The following is an 18,929-nucleotide window of genomic DNA, read 5'->3' as shown; positions in this document are numbered from 1 at the left end:
AAGACTGATCCACTTTGCCCATCGCCAGAGAGATCGCTGCATTCAGGCGCAGGTCAGGAGGTTGCCCAACCACAATCTTCAGGCGAGACACCGTAACGCGAGTGAACAACCTCCTGCCATGCATCTTTTGCCAGCAGCAGTCCTTCAGCCGCCTGACGGATGGCTCCACGACCACCCGGGCAATCGGACACCCAGTCGACATGGCCCAGCACTGAGATATGTGCATCACTGGGTGCAAGACTCAGTCCGCACTCGTACATTGGCGGCAGGTCGAGAACGTCATCGCCCATCATGGCGCACTGGGAAGCAGGAATACCCGATTCCTTGACCAGTTGCGCCAGTCCCTCGGCTTTATTAAGACACTTCTGGATAACATACCCGATGCCGAGATCTGCTGCCCGTGCCTCAACAACAGGGGAGGTGCGACCGGTGATAATAGCGACCTGTATGCCGGCACGCTGGATAAGTTTGATGCCATGGCCATCGCGCACATTAAAGGCTTTAAGCTCGTCACCGTTTCTGTCCATGATGATAGATCCGTCGGTCATCACCCCGTCGACATCGAGAATCAGCATTCGGATAGCTGAGGCTTTCCTGAATGGGAAATCAAAACCTTTTTTCTGTGTCATCAGATGCCTCCCTGAAGAATGTCATGCATATGCACAATACCGACAATGTTATCTTCACTTCCCTCATGGACGAAAAGCACCATGATCTTCAGATCCTCCATCAGCCTTAATCCCTCGCTGGCAAGTTTTCCGGCTTCAATTTTCGTCGGGTTTATATGCATCAGCTCTCGAACCGGAGCATCGAGATCCATATGGCCGGACTCGAGAATTCTGCGCAGGTCGCCATCGCTCAGACAGCCGGTGAGTTTGTCATTTTCGCTGATACCGGTGATGCCGAGGCGGTGCCTGCTCATCTCCATAATTGCATCACGCAATTTCGCATCATGGGCAACCATCGGCAGTTCGCTACCCTGATGCATGACATCGGCAATACGCAGCAGTTTTTTACCAAGGCTTCCGGCGGGATGCACGCGGGCAAAGTCCTCCTCCCGGAAACCGCGCTGATTCAGGATGACTACCGCCAACGCATCGCCAAGCGCCAGAGTGGCAGTCGTGGAGGCGGTCGGGGCAAGGTTAAGCGGGCATGCCTCACGTGTTACCGGTATGTGCAGCACAGTGTCGGCATGCTGGGCCAGTGTTGAACTTCTGTTGCCGGTGATGGCAATAACGCGGGCACCACGCCGTTTGATCTCCGGCAGAAGTCCGCATACCTCTCTTGTTTCACCGCTATGAGAGAGCGCCAGCACGGCATCAGCTCCGGTAATCATGCCGAGGTCGCCATGCTGTGCTTCGGCGGCATGCACGAAGAATGCCGGAGTGCCGGTTGAGGCGAAGGTGGCGGCAATTTTTTTCGCGATAATACCTGATTTCCCCATGCCAACGACCACCAGCCTGCCTTTGATATGGAGGATGGTTTCAATCGCCTGCACAAAGCTCTCATCCAGAGATTCACGCTGGGTTTTCAGTGCGTCGATTTCGATATCTAGCACATCGCCGGCTTTTGCAAGCCACTGCTGTTTCTTTTCGGTTGTGGTCATATTTAGGCCTAGTCCCAGGCAAGCTGGACTGGATTTACTTTCAGTTGGGCGAGGAGCGGTGCGCTCTGTGCCTCAAACCTTTCCTTCTCAGTCGTTGCCACCGGTTGTGCCGGCGGATGTTTGACCGTTAGCGGATTCACTGCCATGCCACGGGAGCGGAATTCGAAATGGAGGTGGGGGCCGGTTGCAAGTCCCGACATGCCGACATAGCCGATAATTTTGCCCTGACGCACCTTCATGCCACTCTTTAACCCTTTGGCATAACTGCGCAGATGTGCGTAGGCGGTGGTGTGGTTGCGGTTGTTGTGGCGGATTGAGACGTAGCGCCCGTAGCCGCCTTTCCACCCGACAAAGGTGATATAGCCATCACCGATAGCATGGATCGGGGTACCGCTCGGGGCAGCATAATCAACACCACGATGGGCACGTGTATAACCGAGCACAGGGTGTTTGCGTTTGGTTTTGAATGTTGAGGAGATGCGTGAGAACTTCACCGGTGCTTTCAGGTAGGCCTTGCGCATGCTCTTGCCTTCCGGTGTGAAGTAGTCGGTTTTTCCATCGGCCTGCTCATAACGAACGGCGCGAAACTTTTCACCCTGATTGATGAATTCTGCAGCCAGTATGGTGCTCTCAAGCATTTTGCCTTCATCATTATAGCGCTCTTCGTAAACAAGCTGGAAGCTGTCTCCGGTTCGCATATCACGAGCAAAATCGATGTCCCAGGCAAAGATGTCGACAAGGTTCATGGTTGTACGCGAGTCCATGCCCGCCTTGTCAGCAGCAGCGAAGAGACTGTCAACAATTACGCCGGACGCAGTGCGATGGCGGGTTAACACCCTGCGCTCATCCAGTGTGGCCTGCCAGTTTTCGGCACCTTTCTCCTTCTGGAGATGCAGTCGTTTTGAGCCATCGATATTGTAGTAGGTGGAGGTGCCGTTTTCGTTGTCTATACGGGTAAAGCTCTGGCCCACACGGATGTTTCTGAGTTTGTAGATTCCGTTTGCCGTACTGATCATGGCATGGCTGGTGGCGTAGTCGAAGCCAAGCCGCTCAAGCGCGGAGATGGCATTATCGCCACTCACCACGGTTGTAGTTGTTGTGCGGTTCAAATGTTCATTCTGATCCAACTGCGGGGTGATCCACTCCTCCTGCGGAATGGAAACGCTGGCATCAACATTTCGTCCACCCCCGACGACGAAGAGCATGATAGCTGCAAAACCGATAGCGGTTCCGATCAGCGGGAACCAGCCGGGGGCCGGGATGCGGGGCAGTCTGGAGGTGGCAGGCGATTTTTCTGCATGAGCATCCTTGATTCGCAGCACTGGCAAGGAAAATCTCGGTAGAGAAGGGAGCTTGAAGTTCGCTTTTTTCCTTTTTTTGCGACGGCGATTCGAGCCGACCTTGGCGTCGGATGAAACCCGGTCTGAAAAGTCCTGTTTGAACGTGTTCGGCAACAGCTCCTCCTGATTGCTGCAAGCTTAAGTGTGGCGCATTGCTTGTCAAAGCTTCAGAGGGCATTATTTTGTTTTTTTCAGCCATTTTCAGGGAGTGAACATGCCAAGTTTCGATATTGTCAGTGAAACCGATATGCAGGAGATGAGCAATGCGGTGAATCAGGTGATCAAGGAGATTACAACCCGTTACGATTTTAAGGGCAGTAAGGCCAGTATCGAGTTGGGGGATCAGAGCATCACTGCGATCGGGGATGACATCAACAAGCTCAACACCGTAACCGAGATCCTCCGCGCCAAACTGGTACGCCGGAACCTCGAGCCCAAATGCCTCGAGTATGGCGATCCACAGGATGCCAGCGGCAGTACAAAACGGCAGGTGATCACCATCAAACAGGGGGTGAGCACCGAGTTGGCCAAAAAGATCGTCAAGAAGATCAAGGATGAGAAGATGAAGGTACAGGCCGCGATTCAGGGCGATCAGGTGCGCGTCACCGGCAAGAAACGCGATGATCTGCAGGCCGTGATGGCACTGGTGCGCGGCATGGATACGGATCGCCCGCTCTCGTTTACCAACTTCAGGGATTAGAGGTTGTATATCGATGCGGAGTTTCCGCTCGATCCGGAACTTGTCTATCTCAACCATGCCGCTGTCGGTGTATGGCCGAGGCGAACGGCGGATGCTATCAAGGCCTTTGCAGAGCAGAACATGGTGCGTGGAGCGGCCGACTACCCGCAGTGGTTGAAAACAGAACGCGAACTGCGCGGCAGGCTGAGGCGGCTGGTGAATGCCGCCTCTGCGGATGATATCGCACTCTGCAAAAACACCTCCGAGGCGCTCTCTCTGATCGCCTACGGTCTGGATTGGCAGGCGGGCGACAATATCGTCTCAACCAGCCAGGAGTTCCCCTCAAATCGTATCGTTTGGGAATCGCTGCAGGGGCAGGGCGTCGAACTGCGTCCTGCAGATATCTCTGTTGATGATCCTGAAGCCGCAATGATTGCGCTTTGCGATGAGAATACCCGCCTGATTTCTGTCAGTTCGGTGCAGTACGCCACCGGTATTCGTATGGATCTGAATCGTCTGGGATCATTCTGCCACGACAATAACATCCTCTTCTGTGTCGATGCGATCCAGAGCCTCGGCGCTCTGCGCTTCGATGCACAGGCGTGCCATGCCGATTTTGTCGTGGCTGACGGCCATAAGTGGATGCTGGGGCCGGAAGGGGTCGCACTTTTCTATTCAAGAGCGGCTGCACGTGATCAACTGCAGCTGTTGCAGTATGGCTGGCATATGGTTGAGCGGGCAGGGGATTTCGATGCCCTTGAGTGGTCTGCTGCGAAATCGGCCCGCCGCTTTGAACCGGGTAGCCCCAACATGGTCGGTATCTATGCGCTCAATGCTTCTCTTTCGCTGCTTGAAGAGGTCGGTTATGAGGCCGTTGAGAATGCGGTTCTTGCCAATGCCTCCAGCCTGATTGAATGGGTTCAACGCAGAAGCGACCTAGAACTGATAACTCCGGCAAACCCCGATCGCCATGCCGGCATTGTCACCTTCCGTCTTCAAGGTCTTGATAGCGCCGGTCACACGGCCCTCTACCGTAGCCTGATGGCAGGTGGCCTGATCTGCGCCAACCGCGCTGGCGGCATCCGTTTATCTCCGCACTTCTATTCTGATCTGAGCCGTTTCGAACTGCTTTGGGATCGTATCTCAGTTCAGCCTCATGCATAACAATCAGGTCCGTTTGTGGGCCAGGAAAAAATCACGCAAAATTCCTCTGTTTAGGCTATAATCATTTCAGATACACTCTGAATACCCCGCATTAAGGAGGTCCCGGTGTGATGGAAGTGAGCCTCAGGTTTGAACAAGCGCTGGCGGATATGGACAGGGTTGCGGCCCGGGAGATCATGATGGCCAGTGCGAATGAGCAGGGGGCACTGGCATGTGTCTCCAATATCGTTGTTCCGGCACTTGAAAAGATCGGCCTCGGCTGGGAATCGGGAAGGTATGCCCTGGCTCAGATCTATATGAGCGGCACCATCTGCGAAGAGCTTGTGGACGAGATTCTTCCCCCCGCCGATCCCAATCGTATCAAACAACCTGAGATGGCTATTGTGGTTCTTGAGGATTTCCACGTGCTTGGTGAGAGAATCGTCTATTCGACGCTGCGCGCCAGCGGTTATGAACTGCAGGAGTTCGGACACGGCATGCATGTCGATGCGGTAATTGAAAAGGTCAAACAGCACGGCACGAAGATCCTGCTGGTCTCCGTTTTGATGTTGCGATCAGCCCTGCTGGTCGGCGAACTGGTGAAGCGGCTGAAGCAGGAGGGGCTGGATGTGAAGGTGGTCGTAGGCGGCGCGCCGTTCCGCTTTGATCACAACCTCTGGAAAGAGGTCGGGGCCGATGCCTCAGGCAAGGATGGCATGGAGGCCCGTGATATTATTTCCGGTATGTTAGGGGGTATGTCATGAACGGCGAATCGATGACGTCACTACAGCGCGTGCTGACCACCCTCGGCCATCAGGAGGCTGATCGGGTGCCATTCTTCCTGCTGCTGACCATGCATGGCGCCAGAGAGATGGGGCTCTCCATCGAGCAATATTTCTCAAGGGCGGAGCATGTCGTCGAAGGACAATTGAAACTTCGGGCAAAATACCGTGACGACTGCATCTACAGCTTCTTCTATGCCCCGATCGAGGTGGAGGCATGGGGCGGCGAGGTGATCTATTTTGAAGATGGACCACCCAACTCAGGTCGTCCGTTTATCCACGATCCGAAACAGATCAGTGATCTTTGGGTGCCGGATATTCATGATACCGCCTGTCTGGCCAAGGTGTTGAGGGCCACCGAGATGCTCAAGGCTGAAATCAGGGATGAGGCCCCGATTATCGGCGTGGTGATGTCGCCCTTCTCGCTGCCGGTGATGCAGATGGGGTTCCCCGCTTATATCCGGCTGATGTATGAGAACAGGCCACTGTTTGAGAAGCTGATGCAGGTTAACGAGGCGTTCTGTGTGGCATGGGCCAATGCCCAGCTCGAGGCAGGAGCAACTGCGATCTGCTACTTCGACCCGGTCGCATCGACAACTGTTACCAGCCGAGATATGTATCTGAAGACCGGATACAAGGTGGCTCAAAGCACGATCTCCCGCATCAACGGACCAACGGCCACCCATATGGCTTCCGGATGCTGCCTGCCGATTGTTGATGATATCGCACAGACCGGCACTGCCGTGGTCGGCACCAGCGTGATGGAGGATCTTGCCACCATGAAGAGTGCCTGCAGAGGCAAGCTTACGATACTCGGAAACATGAATGCGATCGAGATGCGTAACTGGACACCCGAACAGGCCGAATCGGCGGTGAAAGATGCAATCAGTAAGGCGGGTCCAGGCGGAGGGTTCATCCTCTCCGATAATCACGGTGAAATTCCCTGGCAGGTGCCCGATGAGGTGCTGCTCAATATCTCCCAGGCGGTGCATGAATGGGGCAGATATCCACTAAAGATATGACAGGAGGTCGCCATAATAGTCGTCGTCTGCAATAACTTCAGGGCCGAGACTGAACAAGCACTCAAGCTAGCAGGGCTTGAAGGCAAGGTTGTGAATTTCCCCACCAGCTGTGGGCATCCACCGACCGACTGGCAAAAGGTGATTGAGGCTGATGAAGAGGGCGATGACGCTGTTCTGGTACTGGGAGGCTGCTGCACAAGTAACCTTGATCCTGCCCAGTGGCCGGATCGAAGGATCAAGGTTCACCATGTCGAACAGTGTTTCCACCTTTTCATGCAACCGCAACTGGTCAATCACTACATGGCGAAAGGTTATTACCTGATTACACCGGGATGGCTATCCGGATGGAAGAACCAGATTGAGCGTGTGATGGGCTTTGACCAGAATAATGCCAGAGCCTTTTTTCAGGAGACGGCAAAGCTGCTGCTGCTTGTTGATACCGGAACCGATGCAGAGAGTGTTCAGAGGCTTGCCGGGTTGGCAAATTATCTTGATATTCCATCGGACCGGATGGAGGTGGGGCTGGGCTATTACAGCCAGCTTCTCAAGTGCTTATACCATGAAATGTCGTCAGGGGAGATTCAGGAGAGGCTTGATGAGGCACTCCGGCAGCAGGCGGAGTATGCGATGGTGGCTGACCTGCTCGGCAGGCTTACCGACCAGAAAAGTGAATTCGACATCATCCATACATTGATCGACACCTTCCAGATGCTGCTGGCACCAAAGCAGTGCTCCTATACCCCATGGGAGGAGGGCGATTTTGGCCAACCTCTCTGTTCGGAGCCGGATCACGCCACTGCCGCACGGGCATCGATTGACCCTGCCGGCGGCGATTATGGCTGGATTGATGACACTGGTTTCTGGGTAAGAATCAGCAGTTCCGATGAAACATTCGGATTTATCGCAGTTGAGAAGATCGCCTTTCCCCAGTATCGCAGTCGTTACCTGAATATGGCGCTCCTGATCCGTAACGTGGCGAGTCTTGCCATCAGTCATGCCCGCGATTTCCAGATGATTGCCGACCTTTCTCACGATTCCGGCAAGGGGGAAGTAGCCCGCGAAGTGATCCACAATGCCGGCAATACGCTTAACAGCATCAATATATCCGTGCAGCAGCTGCAGTCACTACTTGAGAGATCTTCGATCAGAAGCCTTCCTGCCATCGTGGCGCTGATGCATGAGCAAGGGGACAGGCTAGGCGAGTTCATCGCCTCTGACCCCAAGGGTCAAAAGATTCCAGCCTATTTCGATCAACTTGCCAGCGCATTGGATACTGAGCAGATGCAGTGGCGTGATGAACTCGGGTGGCTGGCCGAGTATGTTGAACATGTCAGGGCTATCGTGCAGTCACAAAGCGGAGCGCTGGCAAACGATGAGCCTCTGGAGCCGGTTAGCCCGGCGAAGCTGTTGAAGATTGTCCTGAATCAGAATGCCCAGCGTATTCATGAATTGGATATCGAACTGGATCAGGAAATTGGCCCTGTTCCCACCTGCGCGCTGCAGAAGCACAAGGTGTTACAGGTGCTTGGGAACCTGTTAATGAATGCGACAGAAGCGCTTTCTCAGGTCGATGGCCGGAAGAGGTTGCTCAAACTGAGTGTGCAGATGGCTGGTTATGACCACTTCTACTTCGAAGTTGCTGATAATGGCCCCGGGATCAGTGATGAATTAAGAGAGAAGGCGTTCTTGCATGGGTTCACTACCAAAGTGGGTCACTCCGGTTTTGGGCTGCACAATGCTGCCAATCTTGCCTTCGAGATGGGCGGCAGATTATCACTGGCACATGGTGACACAGACATGGGCGCCTGTTTCAGGCTTGAATTGCCGCTTACGGTGAAACATGGTTAAGGTACAACGATGGATGAGATAAACAGAAGAATCCTTGTCATTGATGACATGGCCGAGATTCAGGCTGATTTCAGGCGTGTTCTGAGCTCTCCTGTTGCTTCCAGTGCAGCCGATTCCCTGGCTGCCGACATTCTTGGCCATGAAGCTGAAAATGAGGTTGCAATGCCGGTCTATGAAGTCGACTGCGCTTCTCAGGGCAGCCAGGGCGTGGAACTTGTGCAGAAAGCGGGGGAAGAGGGTCGCCCCTATGCCGTGGCTTTTGTCGATGTGCGCATGCCGCCGGGCTGGGATGGTGTCGAAACAATCAAACATATATGGCAGGTCGATCCGGATATCCAGGTCATCATTGTGACAGCCTACTCCGACTACAGCTGGGAACGTATTCAGAAGGAGCTGGGCGCTACCGATCAGCTGCTGGTGCTGAAAAAGCCCTTTGAGAGTGTCGAGATTCAGCAGATCGCCGCGGCACTGGTCCAGAAGTGGAACCTGATGCGCAGGGTGAAAGAGCAGCGGCAGGAGCTTCAGGATAAAAACAGCACCTTGAGAGCAGAGCGCGATTTTTCTGCGGGACTTCTTGAGACTGCCCAGACGATCATGCTGCTTTTGAACAGGGATGGAAGCATTGAATATATCAATCCGTTCATGGAGCAGTTGAGCGGCTATACGCTGGAAGAGGTGAAGGGGAAGGACTGGTTCGATACCTTCCTGCCGCCCGCCGATCACAGCGAAATCCGCGAGCTTTTTTCCGCGGCGATCAGTGATATAAAGACGCGCGGCAACATCAATCCGATCATCGCCAAAGATGGCCATGAGATTATTGTTGAGTGGTATGATCATACCCACAGGAATACGCAAGGGGAGGTGATCGGCCTGCTCTCGATCGGTTACGATGTAACCGAGCGCAAGCGGGCTGAAGCTGAACTGTTGCAGACCAAAGAGCGATTCAGGCAGGTGGTTGAGCAGGCTTCCGACGGAATTTTCATAGCGGACATCAATGGACAATATGTCGATGTGAATAGTGCCGGTTGTCAGATGCTCGGTTTCGAGCGCGATGAAATCATCGGTAAAACGATTGTTGATCTGTTTCCTCCGGAAGATCTTCAACGCCTTCAGAAATCAAAGGATGAGATGCTTGATGGCGGCACCAATACCTCGGAATGGAGGCTTAAGAGAAAAGATGGCACATACGTTCCGGTTGAGGTGAGTGCCAACATCCTTCCAGATGGCCAGTGGCAGGGATTTGTCAGAGATATCAGCGAACGCAAGCAGGCCGAGGCTCAGGTGCGCAGGCTCTCGCAGGCGATTGAGCAGTCCGGTGAGGCGGTAGCGATCACCGACCTTGAGGGTACCATCGAATATATCAATCCGGCCTTTACCACGCTGACCGGATACAGCGAAGAGGAGGCCATCGGGAAAAATCATCGCCTGCTCAAGGGTGGTGGCCAGCACAACCAGGCCTACAGGAGCATGTGGGAGACGATTTCGGCTGGTCGGATGTGGCAGGGCAAGGTGATCAACAGGGCGAAGTCCGGGGAGCTCTACCCTGCGATGCTCACTATCTCACCGATCAGGGATGAGGATGGCAACATCACCAATTACATCGGTATCCAGCAGGGATTGAAGGAGTACGAGGCGTTGGAGGAGCAGTTCCATCAGGCCCAGAAGATGGAGGCGATCGGCACGCTGGTGGGCGGCATTGCCCACGATTTCAACAACACGCTGGCAGGCATCACCGGCAACCTCTATCTCGCCAAAAGAAAGGTCGCCGCCATGCCGGAGGTGATCAAGCACCTCGACGTTGTCGAGAAACTGTCATTCAGTGCCGCAGCAACGATTCGGAAGCTGCTCGCCTTCTCCCGCAAGGATGTTGTCCAGATGCAAACCCTGTCGATCTCATCCTTTCTCAAGGAGGCGATCAAGCTGCAGAGGGTATCCCTGCCGGAGAACATCGCATTCAATCTCGATATTAAAGAGAAGGATATGCTGGTCAGGGGCGATATCAACCAGCTGCAGCAGGTGCTGATGAATCTGGTGAACAACGCCTTCGATGCGGTTGCAGAGGCGGCATCCCCTTCCATTGAGGTGGTGCTGGAGCGATTCCATGCCGATGACTATTTCATGCAGCACCATAACGTTGTCGATGGTAAAGATTTCGCTCTGATCAGGGTGAGGGATAACGGCATGGGGATCAGCGAAGAGCACCTCGATCATATCTTCGAACCTTTCTTTACCACCAAGAGTGTAGACAAGGGGAGCGGACTTGGCCTCTCGATGGTGTATGGCACAATATGCAGCCATGGCGGTGTGATCGATGTCGAGTCAAAGCCCGGCTCAGGTGCGGTGTTCTCACTCTATCTGCCGCTTGTAAGTGCTGAAGAGGCTATCCATCTCCAGGCTGAAACCGATGAGGTGGTGATGGGAGAGGGCGAAACGATCCTGCTGGTCGATGACAACGAGAGTGTGCTGGAGATCGGCAGGGATATTCTCGAGGGGCTGAATTATCACGTGATCACAGCCCTGGACGGGCAGCTTGCAGTGGCAGAATACCGGCGTCATTTCCAGGAGATTGATCTGGTCATTCTCGATGTGGTGATGCCGCATCTCGGAGGTCCTGAGGCTCTTCGGCAGATGCGGATGATCAACCCCGATGCCAAGGCGATCTATGCCACCGGTTACGACAAGTTGAGTGCGCTTGGTAAAGAGAGGGAAAAGATTGATGAGCGGGTGATCTCCAAGCCCTATGCCGTATGTGAAATAAGTCAGGTTATACGTCAGGTGCTGGAGGGTTAGTCACCAGAGCGCTTAATTGTTTACTACAATAAGTTTAGAAGGAGATTGCCATGAATAAACTGTTAGTAGCGCTGTGCCTGTTATGCTCATTCGGGATTCTCTCACATGCTTCCGCCGCTGATTATAAAATTGTCAAACCTGAGAAGGTGGGGCTCTCCTCCGAACGGTTGAAAAATATGGATCGGCTGATTGACGGCTACGTGGCTGAAAAGAAGATCGGCGGTGCGGTAGTGCTGGTCGCACGCAAGGGCAAGATCGCCTACCTGCATGAGTCGGGGCTGGCCGATGTCGGCAAGCCGATGCGGACGGATACGATCTTCCGTATTGTTTCGATGACCAAGCCGATTACCAGTGCTGCGATCATGATGCTTTACGAAGAGGGCAAGCTTCTGCTCTCGGATCCTGTCGCCAAATATATCCCCGAGTTCCGCAACCAGAAGGTGCTTGTGCCCAATCCGGCGGGTGCCGATTTCCCTTACCGGCTGGAGCCGGTCAAGCGTGAGGTGCAGATCCGTGACCTGCTGGCCCACACATCCGGCATCCTTTATCTCTTTTTGAATGACGTCTATCCCAATCCTGCCCGCAATATGGTGGTCGATCTCTACAAGGAGGCAGGCATTACCGATGGCTTCTGCCGACCGAATGAGACAATCGGCGATATGGTCAAGCGGCTGGCAAGACTGCCGCTCTATGCCCATCCGGGCGAGGTGTGGGACTACGGACTGAATTCCGATATCCTGGGATATCTCGTCGAAGTGGTTTCCGGCATGCGTTTCGACAAGTTTGTCGTCGAGCGCATCTTCAAGCCTCTGAAGATGAACGACAGCCACTTCTATATTCCAAAAGAGAAACTGCCACGGCTGGCTGCCGTCTGGAAGAGTGACTGGAAGGGGCACCTTGAGCGTGCGAAGCCTGAGCCGATCATCAGCGGCGATCTCTGCCTTAATCCGGGTGATGCCGAGGCGCTTTACGGCAAGTATCTCGCCGGTGGTGCCAATGTGCTCTCCACCCCTTATGACTATTTCCGCTTTGCCCAGATGTTTCTCAATGGTGGTGAACTCGATGGTGTCCGCTTGCTGAGCCGAAAAACGGTTGCGCTGATGGCGGCCACCAACCATATCGGCGAGCATGAGGCAGAATTCCTGCACAGCAAGGGCTGGAAGTTCGGTCTCGGTTTTGCCATTCAGGCAGATCGTGAACATCCGGTGGATAGCGGGGCAGTCGGTGCTTATGAGTGGGCCGGTATCTACTCGACCCGCTTCAGTGTTGATCCTAAGGATGAAAAGATTACCATCTTCATGAGCCAGACCAATCCGTTCGGGCATCACTTTGAACTTTGGGACAAGGTGCTGGTGATCTCGGCTTCGGCCGTTGCAGATTAGGTGAATTCGCCTGCGAAGAGGTTATGCCCTGAGGTAAAAGGAGAATATTATGAAACGGATGACTACTAGACTGAGCCTGTTCACCTTGACACTGCTGTTTCTGGCATCCCTGACCTTCCCGGTGACGGCCTCGGCAACAGGGCCCAGAGTGACAACCACCCTGTTTACAGTCGATAAGGATGAGATTCATACGGTCGATTTTCCCCCCCTTTATCTCCAGCGAGGTGGCTGATGGCGGCCCCTTCAGCGAGATCGTGCGCACCGCTCTGAGCGATGCCGGTATCGATGCTGTTATCGCCACCCATCCGATCCAGCGCATGGTGAGATACTATCTGCTGCAGGAGCAGGCTATGGCCGTGATGGGGAGACATCTCAATTTCAGCAGTGAGGAGAAAAAAGAGCTGATCTACATCCCGGTGGCAGTATTGGTTGAGAAGTTCTTTTACTACAAACCAACCTATCCGGATGGCCTGAACTGGAGCGGCAGTCTCGATGCCCTGAAAGGGAAAACCTACGGTGCGCATAAAGGTGAAAACACTGCCCTGTTCACCAAGGCAGGCGTGTCGGTGAAAGAGGGAAGAAGCATAGGGCTGCTGAAGCAGATTGCGGCAGGTCAGATCGATTTTGCGGCCATGCCGGTGTTGACCGGAAACTGGCTGTTGAAGAAATACATGTCCGAGCAGAAGGATAACTTTGCCACCATGGAGAGGGTTGCCGGAAGCGATGTCTTCTACATCATCTTCAACAAAAAAGATGAGCAGGGTGTGGCCCGGGCAGCAAGCTTCAGAAAGGCGCTGAGCAGAATGGTGGATGATGGCCGCTATGCCGAGATTATGAAGAAGCATCTTGGCAATGGCGATGTGCTGAAACTCTATATGGGTGATATCAAGGGCCTGTTGGCCAGATAAGGGGATGAAGCTGCAACCACTATTCGGCAGGCTGATCTGCGGCCTTGCGATGCTCCTTGCCCTGGGAGCAGGCAATGGCTTGGCCGGTGACAGGGGGTCAAGCATCAGCCTTGATGCCAACGAAAGTCCGCCATTCTGGTCTGAAAGTATGCCGAACGATGGCCTTTGCGGTGAGATCGTGCATGCAGCATCAGAGGCTGTCGGTCTTGTGTCGCAAATTAACTACAAACCACTGAAGCGGATGATCGAAGATGACTCCAACAACGACCTGGGCAATCCGGAGTTCTATATGGGCAACCAGGATTTTGCCGCGGTTGTCCCTGTCTGCATCTATCATGTCGGCCTCTTCTACTATGCGCCGAACCATGCTGAGAAGGTAGAGGTCAGCAGGATCGAGGATCTGAAAGGGTACAAAGTCGGTATCCTGAAGGGGACAATGGTAGATGATAGTCTTTTCACCACAGCCGGCGTAACCTTCGAGGAGAGCTATTCGCAGGAGTCCCTGTTCAAGAAACTCATACGTGGCCGAGTAGACCTGGTGATTGAGATCGATCTGGTGGGGAAGAAGATTATTGACCGTCTCTTCCCGGCCGAGCATGACAACTTTGTTGCCACCACAATACCCGGTTCAGCCATGCCGATCGCCGTGCTGATCTCGGCCGATTACCCTGATGCAGAGAGGGTTGGCGCTCTCTACAGACTCGGGATGGCGCGCATTAAGCAGAGTGGCCGCTACCGGGAGATCCTGGAGACCTATTATGGCAAGGGGAAGGTTCCGGATCAGATGGATGAAGAGATGAAGCGGTTCGAGTATATCTATAGTCTTGTTGAAGATCAGGAGTAGTTGATGGGGCGGCTGTTTAACAGTATCCGGATAAGAATCACGCTTGCACTGCTGGTTGTGGTGCTGAGCGGTGTCTTTGCATTCGAGTATTTCGAGTACAGTCGTGAAAAAATGCAGGTGATCAGTGAACTCAGTGATCTGGCTGAAAAAAAGGTTCATCGCCTTTCCGAGACACTGGAGCTTCCTCTCTGGGAAATCGATAACAGGTGGACCTCGGAGGTGATCGCTAATGAGATCACTGATCGCGTCGTATATGCCATCATCGTTTATGCAGATGGCGAACTCTTCGAAGGGAAAAAACGGGATGCGCAGTGGCGCCCTGTCAGTGCCATGGATGATATCGAAGGGGATTACATCTCCATCAGCAGGGATGTTCTCCACGAAGATGAAGTGATCGGCCGCGTTACAATCTATGTGACGCCGCAGTTTGCGCTGGCTGAGCTCAATGAAGGGACCATCATAGAACTCTCCGTAGCCCTGCTTCTGGGGATATCAGGGCTGCTTCTGCTGGTGCAGATGCTGAATAAGCTGGTGATTGCTCCCATCGAGAGAATGCAGAAAAGCACCATGGCGATTGCAGCCGGTGATTACAGCGCCGATATTAAAGTGGGTCGGGAAGATGAGATCGGAGAGCTGGCCAAAAGCATTAATATTATGAAGTTTAAGATTCAGCAGCGGGAATCAGAGCGCGATGAGGCGCTCTTGTCGGTTCGCAAGAGCGAAGCCCGGATCAGATCGCTGGTCGAGAACATCCACACGGCCGTAGTGGTTCACGATGGTGAAATGAGGGTGACAACCTGCAACCCGCTTGCCCAACTGCTGTTCGGTTTGAAAAGAGACCAGATGGTGGGGAAAACCGTTGCTGATATTGATTGGTGCTTCGTCGACAAAGATGGCCAGGAGATGGGAATCAGCGACCATCCCGTAAACAGGGTTATCAGCAACGGGGTGGCGGTCAGGAGCCTGATGGTCGGTATCCGCAAGCCGGAGAAGAGAGAAACGGTCTGGCTTCTGGTCAATGCGGAACCGGTGCGTGGCGATCATGGAGAGATTGCCTCGGTGATTGTCTCCTATGCCGATATCTCAGCCTTGAAGGCGGCAGAAAACGCGTTGGTTGAGAGTGAAAAACGGATACGCTCGTTTGTTGATAATGCTGCAAATGCCTTCTTCCTGATCGACATGGAGGGCAGGTTTGTCGATGTAAACCGGCTGGCATGTGAAAGGCTCGGCTACAGCCGGGATGAGCTGTTAACCATGAAGGTGCCCGATATCGAACTTGCACTGAGCATTGAGAAATTGATGGCGTTGTTTGCCTCGATGCAACAGGGTGACATGAAAACGATTACTGGTGAGCATCAACGCAAGGATGGATCAATTTTCCCTGTCGAAGTTCGCATCGCTATGATCGAGCAGCTTGGCCAGCGTTTGGTTCTGGCCTACGCACGCGATGTTTCGGATCGCAAACAGGCAGAGGAGAGGGTGCAGCGATTCTCTCAGGCGATGGAGCAGTCGGGCGAAGCGATCATGATTACCGATTCCGAAGGCACGATCGTACATATCAATCCTGCGTTTACCGAGATCACCGGTTATTCGGAGGAAGAGGCGCTGGGGCAGAATCCGCGTATTCTGAAGAGCGACAAACAGGATGCCCGGTTCTTTAAGGAGATGTGGCAGAGCTTGCGCGATGGCAGGGCATGGCAGGGCAAGGTGGTCAACAGGAAGAAGAGTGGCGATCTCTATCCCGCCATGCTGACCATTTCACCGATCAGGGATATGGCGGGTGAGATCACCCATTACGTCGGCCTGCAGCAGAACCTTGAGAGGTTCGAAGAGCTGGAGGCGCAGCTGCATCAGGCTCAGAAGATGGAGGCGATCGGTACGCTGGTCGGAGGCATCGCGCATGATTTCAACAACGCACTTGCCGGCATTACCGGCAACCTCTATCTCGCCAAGCGCAAGGCAGCAGAGCTGCCTGAAGTGGTGGCGCGGCTGAATAGTGTGGAGAAACTCGCATTCCGTGCCGCGGCCACGATTCAGCAGCTGCTGGCCTTCTCCCGCAAAGGAATTGTGAACATGGTTCCGGTTTCGCTGGTTCCGTTCATGAAAGAGATAGTCAAGCTGCAGCGGGTATCCATTCCGGAAAATATCTTGCTGCTGCTTGAGGTCGAAGATGCTGACCTGTTTGTGAAGGGGGATGTGAATCAGCTGCAGCAGATGCTGATGAACCTTGTGAATAATGCCAACGACGCCGTGGCCGAAGCAGAAAATCCATCTATCACGATTTCACTGGCCAGATATACACCGGACCCGCTATTTCTCCACGCCAATCCGAAACTGACTGCCAATGAGTATGCCTGTATCAAGGTGGAGGATAACGGTATGGGTATCCCGCGGGAGGATTTTGCTAAAATCTTCGAACCCTTCTATACAACCAAGGCGGTCGGCAAGGGTAGTGGACTGGGGTTGTCCATGGTTTATGGAACAGTAAAGAGCCATGGCGGCGTGGTAGATGTTGAATCCGAACCCGGTGTGGGCACGTCGTTCAAAATCTATCTGCCGCTGATGGAGGGTGAAGCGCTGTTCAAGATAAGCAGTGAGAATGGGGAGGTGTTCGAAGGGCATGGCGAAACCATTCTGATTGCAGATGATAATGACACGGTACTGGAGAGCGGCAGAGATGTGCTTGCGGGACTGGGCTACAAAGTGCTGACTGCGGAGGATGGCCTGCAGGCGGTTGAGCAGTACAGGTCACATGCAGAAGAGATCGCGCTTGTTCTTCTCGATGTGGTGATGCCGGGTATGGGTGGCATTGAAGCGATGAAGGAGATACGAGGGATCAATCCCGATGTCAGGGTGCTGTTTGCAACCGGTTACGACAAACTAAGCAGCGTGGCTGATAAAGAGGCGATCATGAGTGAGGCTGTCATCTCCAAGCCGTTTGCTGTCAGCAAGCTCAGCCAGATGATTCACGAACAGCTGGAGAAGAGCAGCAACTGACTTCTCGGAATGAGCGTATGCTCCAGCCCGATTGATGCTGAAAATCATTTGGCGTGGGCTCGAACAATCCTGCATCTGCAGAAGTTCGGGCCTCTCTCATCCACTTCAAGCACCTTGAAATGGATATCCTCTTCACGTCCGCTGATAATGAAAAGCATGTCAGGAAAAATAGTCGCTTCCGGGAAGTAGGCAAAGAGCTGCTGGTTGTCGGGAATGATGAGCAACGGCCATTTTCGTATAACCCCCATATCATCGCTTCCCCCGGTTTTTGCGTAGCCGTGGAGCCGTTTAAAGGCGTGCCTCAGGAACATCAGGCCTAGCCTTGTTTCACCGGTTTTGATCTGTTTTGTCCAGCGAACCAGGGCCAAAGAGGGGTGATCGCCTGAGGACCAGGTTAGTTCGACGATGCTGCCCACGCCCGTGGAATCGACATCCTCATGCAGGCGCTCGATGCAGGCGCCTCCCTGGCTGATATCTACAACCCGCCAGGCATGTCTGGGATCCGGCGTTGCAGTGGAGCCGGATGTTCTGGAGAAGGCCTTTCGGCTGTCCCACTCAATATGAAGGTGCGTTTTAGAGCAGGGAATGCGCGGATCCCGATGCTGACTGGGTGACAGCCTGTTAAGAATAGCGGATCCGCCGACCAGCGTGGTCAAAATGGTATCCTCGGTGTAGAGCTCACTTCCCTGTTTTTCATGCTCTTTTGTTGCGGCTTCGACAACTTCAACTGCTTCGCTAACTTCCCGGATCAGCTTATCTACCGGTATGACAATGGCATCGTAGGCGAGGTTGTTCTCGAACTGTTCAATCAGTTGCGGGGGATCATTGGGGCGATTCATATTGCTGACCAGGCAGGATCTTCCGCTAAACTCCGTGACCGGTTTTTCACGGCTGTAGAATTGGGCATCCAGTAGCGACAGGTGATGCTCCAGTTCGTTAATGATCATAAGCTGCTGATCGCTGGTCTTGCTGAACAGGTCCAATGCCCGCAGCAGTTCATGTCTGCAGATGGCGCTGACCAGGCGTTGCCGCGTAGTCGTCGAGAATGGATCCAGGGCTGCTGCGACATTCAGGCCGAGGCGTGCCAAGTCGAAAAAGTGGCGGGTGACGATGACCAGTGTGGTTTTGTAATCCTTTACCGTAAGCTGAAGTATCTTCGCGGCCAGTTCGATGGCATTGGCTACCATCTCCACCAGGGGGCCGTAGTATTGGCTGTCTTCTCTGGCCTCCTTCTGCACCAGATCGATGCCGATTTTGTGCGCATTAAGTACGGCGGAAGTTATCTCACCGTCAAACAGGTTCAGCTCTTTTTCAAACCGGTTGAGCACCTTCAAACGAAAGTTGATCGGGATCAGCGGATTGGCATTAAGACGGCCAAGATAGCCCTTCATGCTGCTGCGCAGTTTCTGCTGATCTGTCTGTGAACTGTGAACGAAGTACTGGTTCAGCCTGCTCTCAATGTCCTCGAAAGGAAGTGTAATGGCATCCGTTAACAGTTCAGCGCGACCGAGATCGATACGCTGAGGGTGAAGGCGCAGGTCGGTATCAAGCGTTAGCTTCAGTTCAGGCCGGTCAGGCTGATTCATCT

Annotated in this window: 15 protein-coding genes; 11 read left to right on the top strand and 4 right to left on the bottom strand. The window is 53.7% G+C overall.

Annotated elements, in window-relative coordinates:
* Window positions 1-53 precede the first annotated feature (53 nt).
* Genes Ga0123462_RS06235 through Ga0123462_RS06225 form a run of 3 tightly spaced genes read right to left on the bottom strand, consistent with a single transcriptional unit; the run spans window position 54 to window position 3,060 of the window.
* Entirely contained in the window at window positions 54-629 is a 576-nt protein-coding gene (locus Ga0123462_RS06235) for a KdsC family phosphatase (protein WP_100265509.1), read from the bottom strand.
* Window positions 629-1,606, bottom strand: coding sequence for a KpsF/GutQ family sugar-phosphate isomerase (locus Ga0123462_RS06230; RefSeq protein ID WP_100265508.1), 978 nt, complete (start codon window positions 1,604-1,606; stop codon window positions 629-631). Before Ga0123462_RS06230 ends, Ga0123462_RS06235 begins: the two co-directional genes overlap by 1 nt.
* 8 nt (window positions 1,607-1,614) lie before the next feature.
* Window positions 1,615-3,060 (bottom strand): peptidoglycan DD-metalloendopeptidase family protein, encoded by a 1,446-nt coding sequence (locus Ga0123462_RS06225; protein WP_232726378.1) that lies wholly within the window; start codon window positions 3,058-3,060, stop codon window positions 1,615-1,617.
* Between the two features lie 100 nt (window positions 3,061-3,160).
* Between Ga0123462_RS06225 and Ga0123462_RS06220 the strand changes: the two genes are divergently transcribed.
* From Ga0123462_RS06220 to Ga0123462_RS06175, 11 genes are all read left to right on the top strand, one after another.
* On the top strand, window positions 3,161-3,646 hold the full coding sequence (locus Ga0123462_RS06220; RefSeq protein WP_100265507.1) for a YajQ family cyclic di-GMP-binding protein: 486 nt from the start codon (window positions 3,161-3,163) through the stop codon (window positions 3,644-3,646).
* Between the two features lie 3 nt (window positions 3,647-3,649).
* Window positions 3,650-4,789: an aminotransferase class V-fold PLP-dependent enzyme gene (locus tag Ga0123462_RS06215; protein WP_198507300.1), complete on the top strand. Its 1,140-nt coding sequence runs from the start codon at window positions 3,650-3,652 to the stop codon at window positions 4,787-4,789.
* A 110-nt stretch (window positions 4,790-4,899) separates the two neighbouring features.
* A complete protein-coding gene (locus Ga0123462_RS06210) occupies window positions 4,900-5,532 on the top strand; it encodes a cobalamin B12-binding domain-containing protein (RefSeq protein ID WP_100265506.1) in 633 nt (210 codons plus the stop codon).
* The gene (locus tag Ga0123462_RS06205; protein ID WP_100265505.1) at window positions 5,529-6,572 is read left to right on the top strand and encodes a uroporphyrinogen decarboxylase family protein; all 1,044 of its coding nucleotides are present in this window, start codon (window positions 5,529-5,531) and stop codon (window positions 6,570-6,572) included. The genes Ga0123462_RS06210 and Ga0123462_RS06205 overlap by 4 nt, the downstream gene beginning before the upstream one ends.
* A gap of 90 nt (window positions 6,573-6,662) precedes the next feature.
* The gene (locus Ga0123462_RS06200) at window positions 6,663-8,420 is read left to right on the top strand and encodes an ATP-binding protein (protein ID WP_100265504.1); all 1,758 of its coding nucleotides are present in this window, start codon (window positions 6,663-6,665) and stop codon (window positions 8,418-8,420) included.
* 9 nt (window positions 8,421-8,429) lie between these two features.
* Window positions 8,430-11,210, top strand: coding sequence for a hybrid sensor histidine kinase/response regulator (locus Ga0123462_RS06195; RefSeq protein WP_100265503.1), 2,781 nt, complete (start codon window positions 8,430-8,432; stop codon window positions 11,208-11,210).
* Between the two features lie 50 nt (window positions 11,211-11,260).
* On the top strand, window positions 11,261-12,592 hold the full coding sequence (locus tag Ga0123462_RS06190) for a serine hydrolase domain-containing protein (RefSeq protein ID WP_100265502.1): 1,332 nt from the start codon (window positions 11,261-11,263) through the stop codon (window positions 12,590-12,592).
* Window positions 12,593-12,641: 49 nt separating this feature from the next.
* Window positions 12,642-12,824, top strand: coding sequence for a hypothetical protein (locus Ga0123462_RS11480; RefSeq protein WP_198507299.1), 183 nt, complete (start codon window positions 12,642-12,644; stop codon window positions 12,822-12,824).
* Entirely contained in the window at window positions 12,772-13,500 is a 729-nt protein-coding gene (locus Ga0123462_RS06185) for a substrate-binding periplasmic protein (RefSeq protein ID WP_100265501.1), read from the top strand. The genes Ga0123462_RS11480 and Ga0123462_RS06185 overlap by 53 nt, the downstream gene beginning before the upstream one ends.
* Window positions 13,501-13,504: 4 nt before the next feature.
* Window positions 13,505-14,344 carry a substrate-binding periplasmic protein gene (locus tag Ga0123462_RS06180; RefSeq protein ID WP_198507298.1) on the top strand — a complete coding sequence of 280 codons (840 nt, stop codon included), beginning with the start codon at window positions 13,505-13,507 and terminating at the stop codon, window positions 14,342-14,344.
* A gap of 3 nt (window positions 14,345-14,347) precedes the next feature.
* Window positions 14,348-17,341 carry a PAS domain S-box protein gene (locus Ga0123462_RS06175; protein WP_100265500.1) on the top strand — a complete coding sequence of 998 codons (2,994 nt, stop codon included), beginning with the start codon at window positions 14,348-14,350 and terminating at the stop codon, window positions 17,339-17,341.
* 44 nt (window positions 17,342-17,385) lie between these two features.
* Here the strand turns inward: Ga0123462_RS06175 and Ga0123462_RS06170 are convergent, their stop codons facing one another.
* The gene (locus Ga0123462_RS06170) at window positions 17,386-18,927 is read right to left on the bottom strand and encodes a hypothetical protein (protein WP_100265499.1); all 1,542 of its coding nucleotides are present in this window, start codon (window positions 18,925-18,927) and stop codon (window positions 17,386-17,388) included.
* Window positions 18,928-18,929: the final 2 nt, after the last annotated feature.

The organism is Mariprofundus ferrinatatus (assembly GCF_002795825.1).
GTDB classification, from domain to species: Bacteria; Pseudomonadota; Zetaproteobacteria; order Mariprofundales; family Mariprofundaceae; genus Mariprofundus; species Mariprofundus ferrinatatus.
Note: the sequence above shows the minus strand (reverse complement) of the source record. Positions and strands in the feature narration are given on the sequence as shown.

Coding starts and splice junctions, on each gene's coding strand:
- Ga0123462_RS11480 (WP_198507299.1), top strand. CDS start 12,642: ATGAAACGGATGACTACTAGACTGAGCCTGTTCACCTTGACACTGCTG.
- Ga0123462_RS06175 (WP_100265500.1), top strand. CDS start 14,348: ATGGGGCGGCTGTTTAACAGTATCCGGATAAGAATCACGCTTGCACTG.
- Ga0123462_RS06190 (WP_100265502.1), top strand. CDS start 11,261: ATGAATAAACTGTTAGTAGCGCTGTGCCTGTTATGCTCATTCGGGATT.
- Ga0123462_RS06210 (WP_100265506.1), top strand. CDS start 4,900: ATGGAAGTGAGCCTCAGGTTTGAACAAGCGCTGGCGGATATGGACAGG.
- Ga0123462_RS06220 (WP_100265507.1), top strand. CDS start 3,161: ATGCCAAGTTTCGATATTGTCAGTGAAACCGATATGCAGGAGATGAGC.
- Ga0123462_RS06205 (WP_100265505.1), top strand. CDS start 5,529: ATGAACGGCGAATCGATGACGTCACTACAGCGCGTGCTGACCACCCTC.
- Ga0123462_RS06170 (WP_100265499.1), bottom strand. CDS start 18,927: ATGAATCAGCCTGACCGGCCTGAACTGAAGCTAACGCTTGATACCGAC.
- Ga0123462_RS06185 (WP_100265501.1), top strand. CDS start 12,772: ATGAGATTCATACGGTCGATTTTCCCCCCCTTTATCTCCAGCGAGGTG.
- Ga0123462_RS06235 (WP_100265509.1), bottom strand. CDS start 629: ATGACACAGAAAAAAGGTTTTGATTTCCCATTCAGGAAAGCCTCAGCT.
- Ga0123462_RS06180 (WP_198507298.1), top strand. CDS start 13,505: ATGAAGCTGCAACCACTATTCGGCAGGCTGATCTGCGGCCTTGCGATG.
- Ga0123462_RS06195 (WP_100265503.1), top strand. CDS start 8,430: ATGGATGAGATAAACAGAAGAATCCTTGTCATTGATGACATGGCCGAG.
- Ga0123462_RS06230 (WP_100265508.1), bottom strand. CDS start 1,606: ATGACCACAACCGAAAAGAAACAGCAGTGGCTTGCAAAAGCCGGCGAT.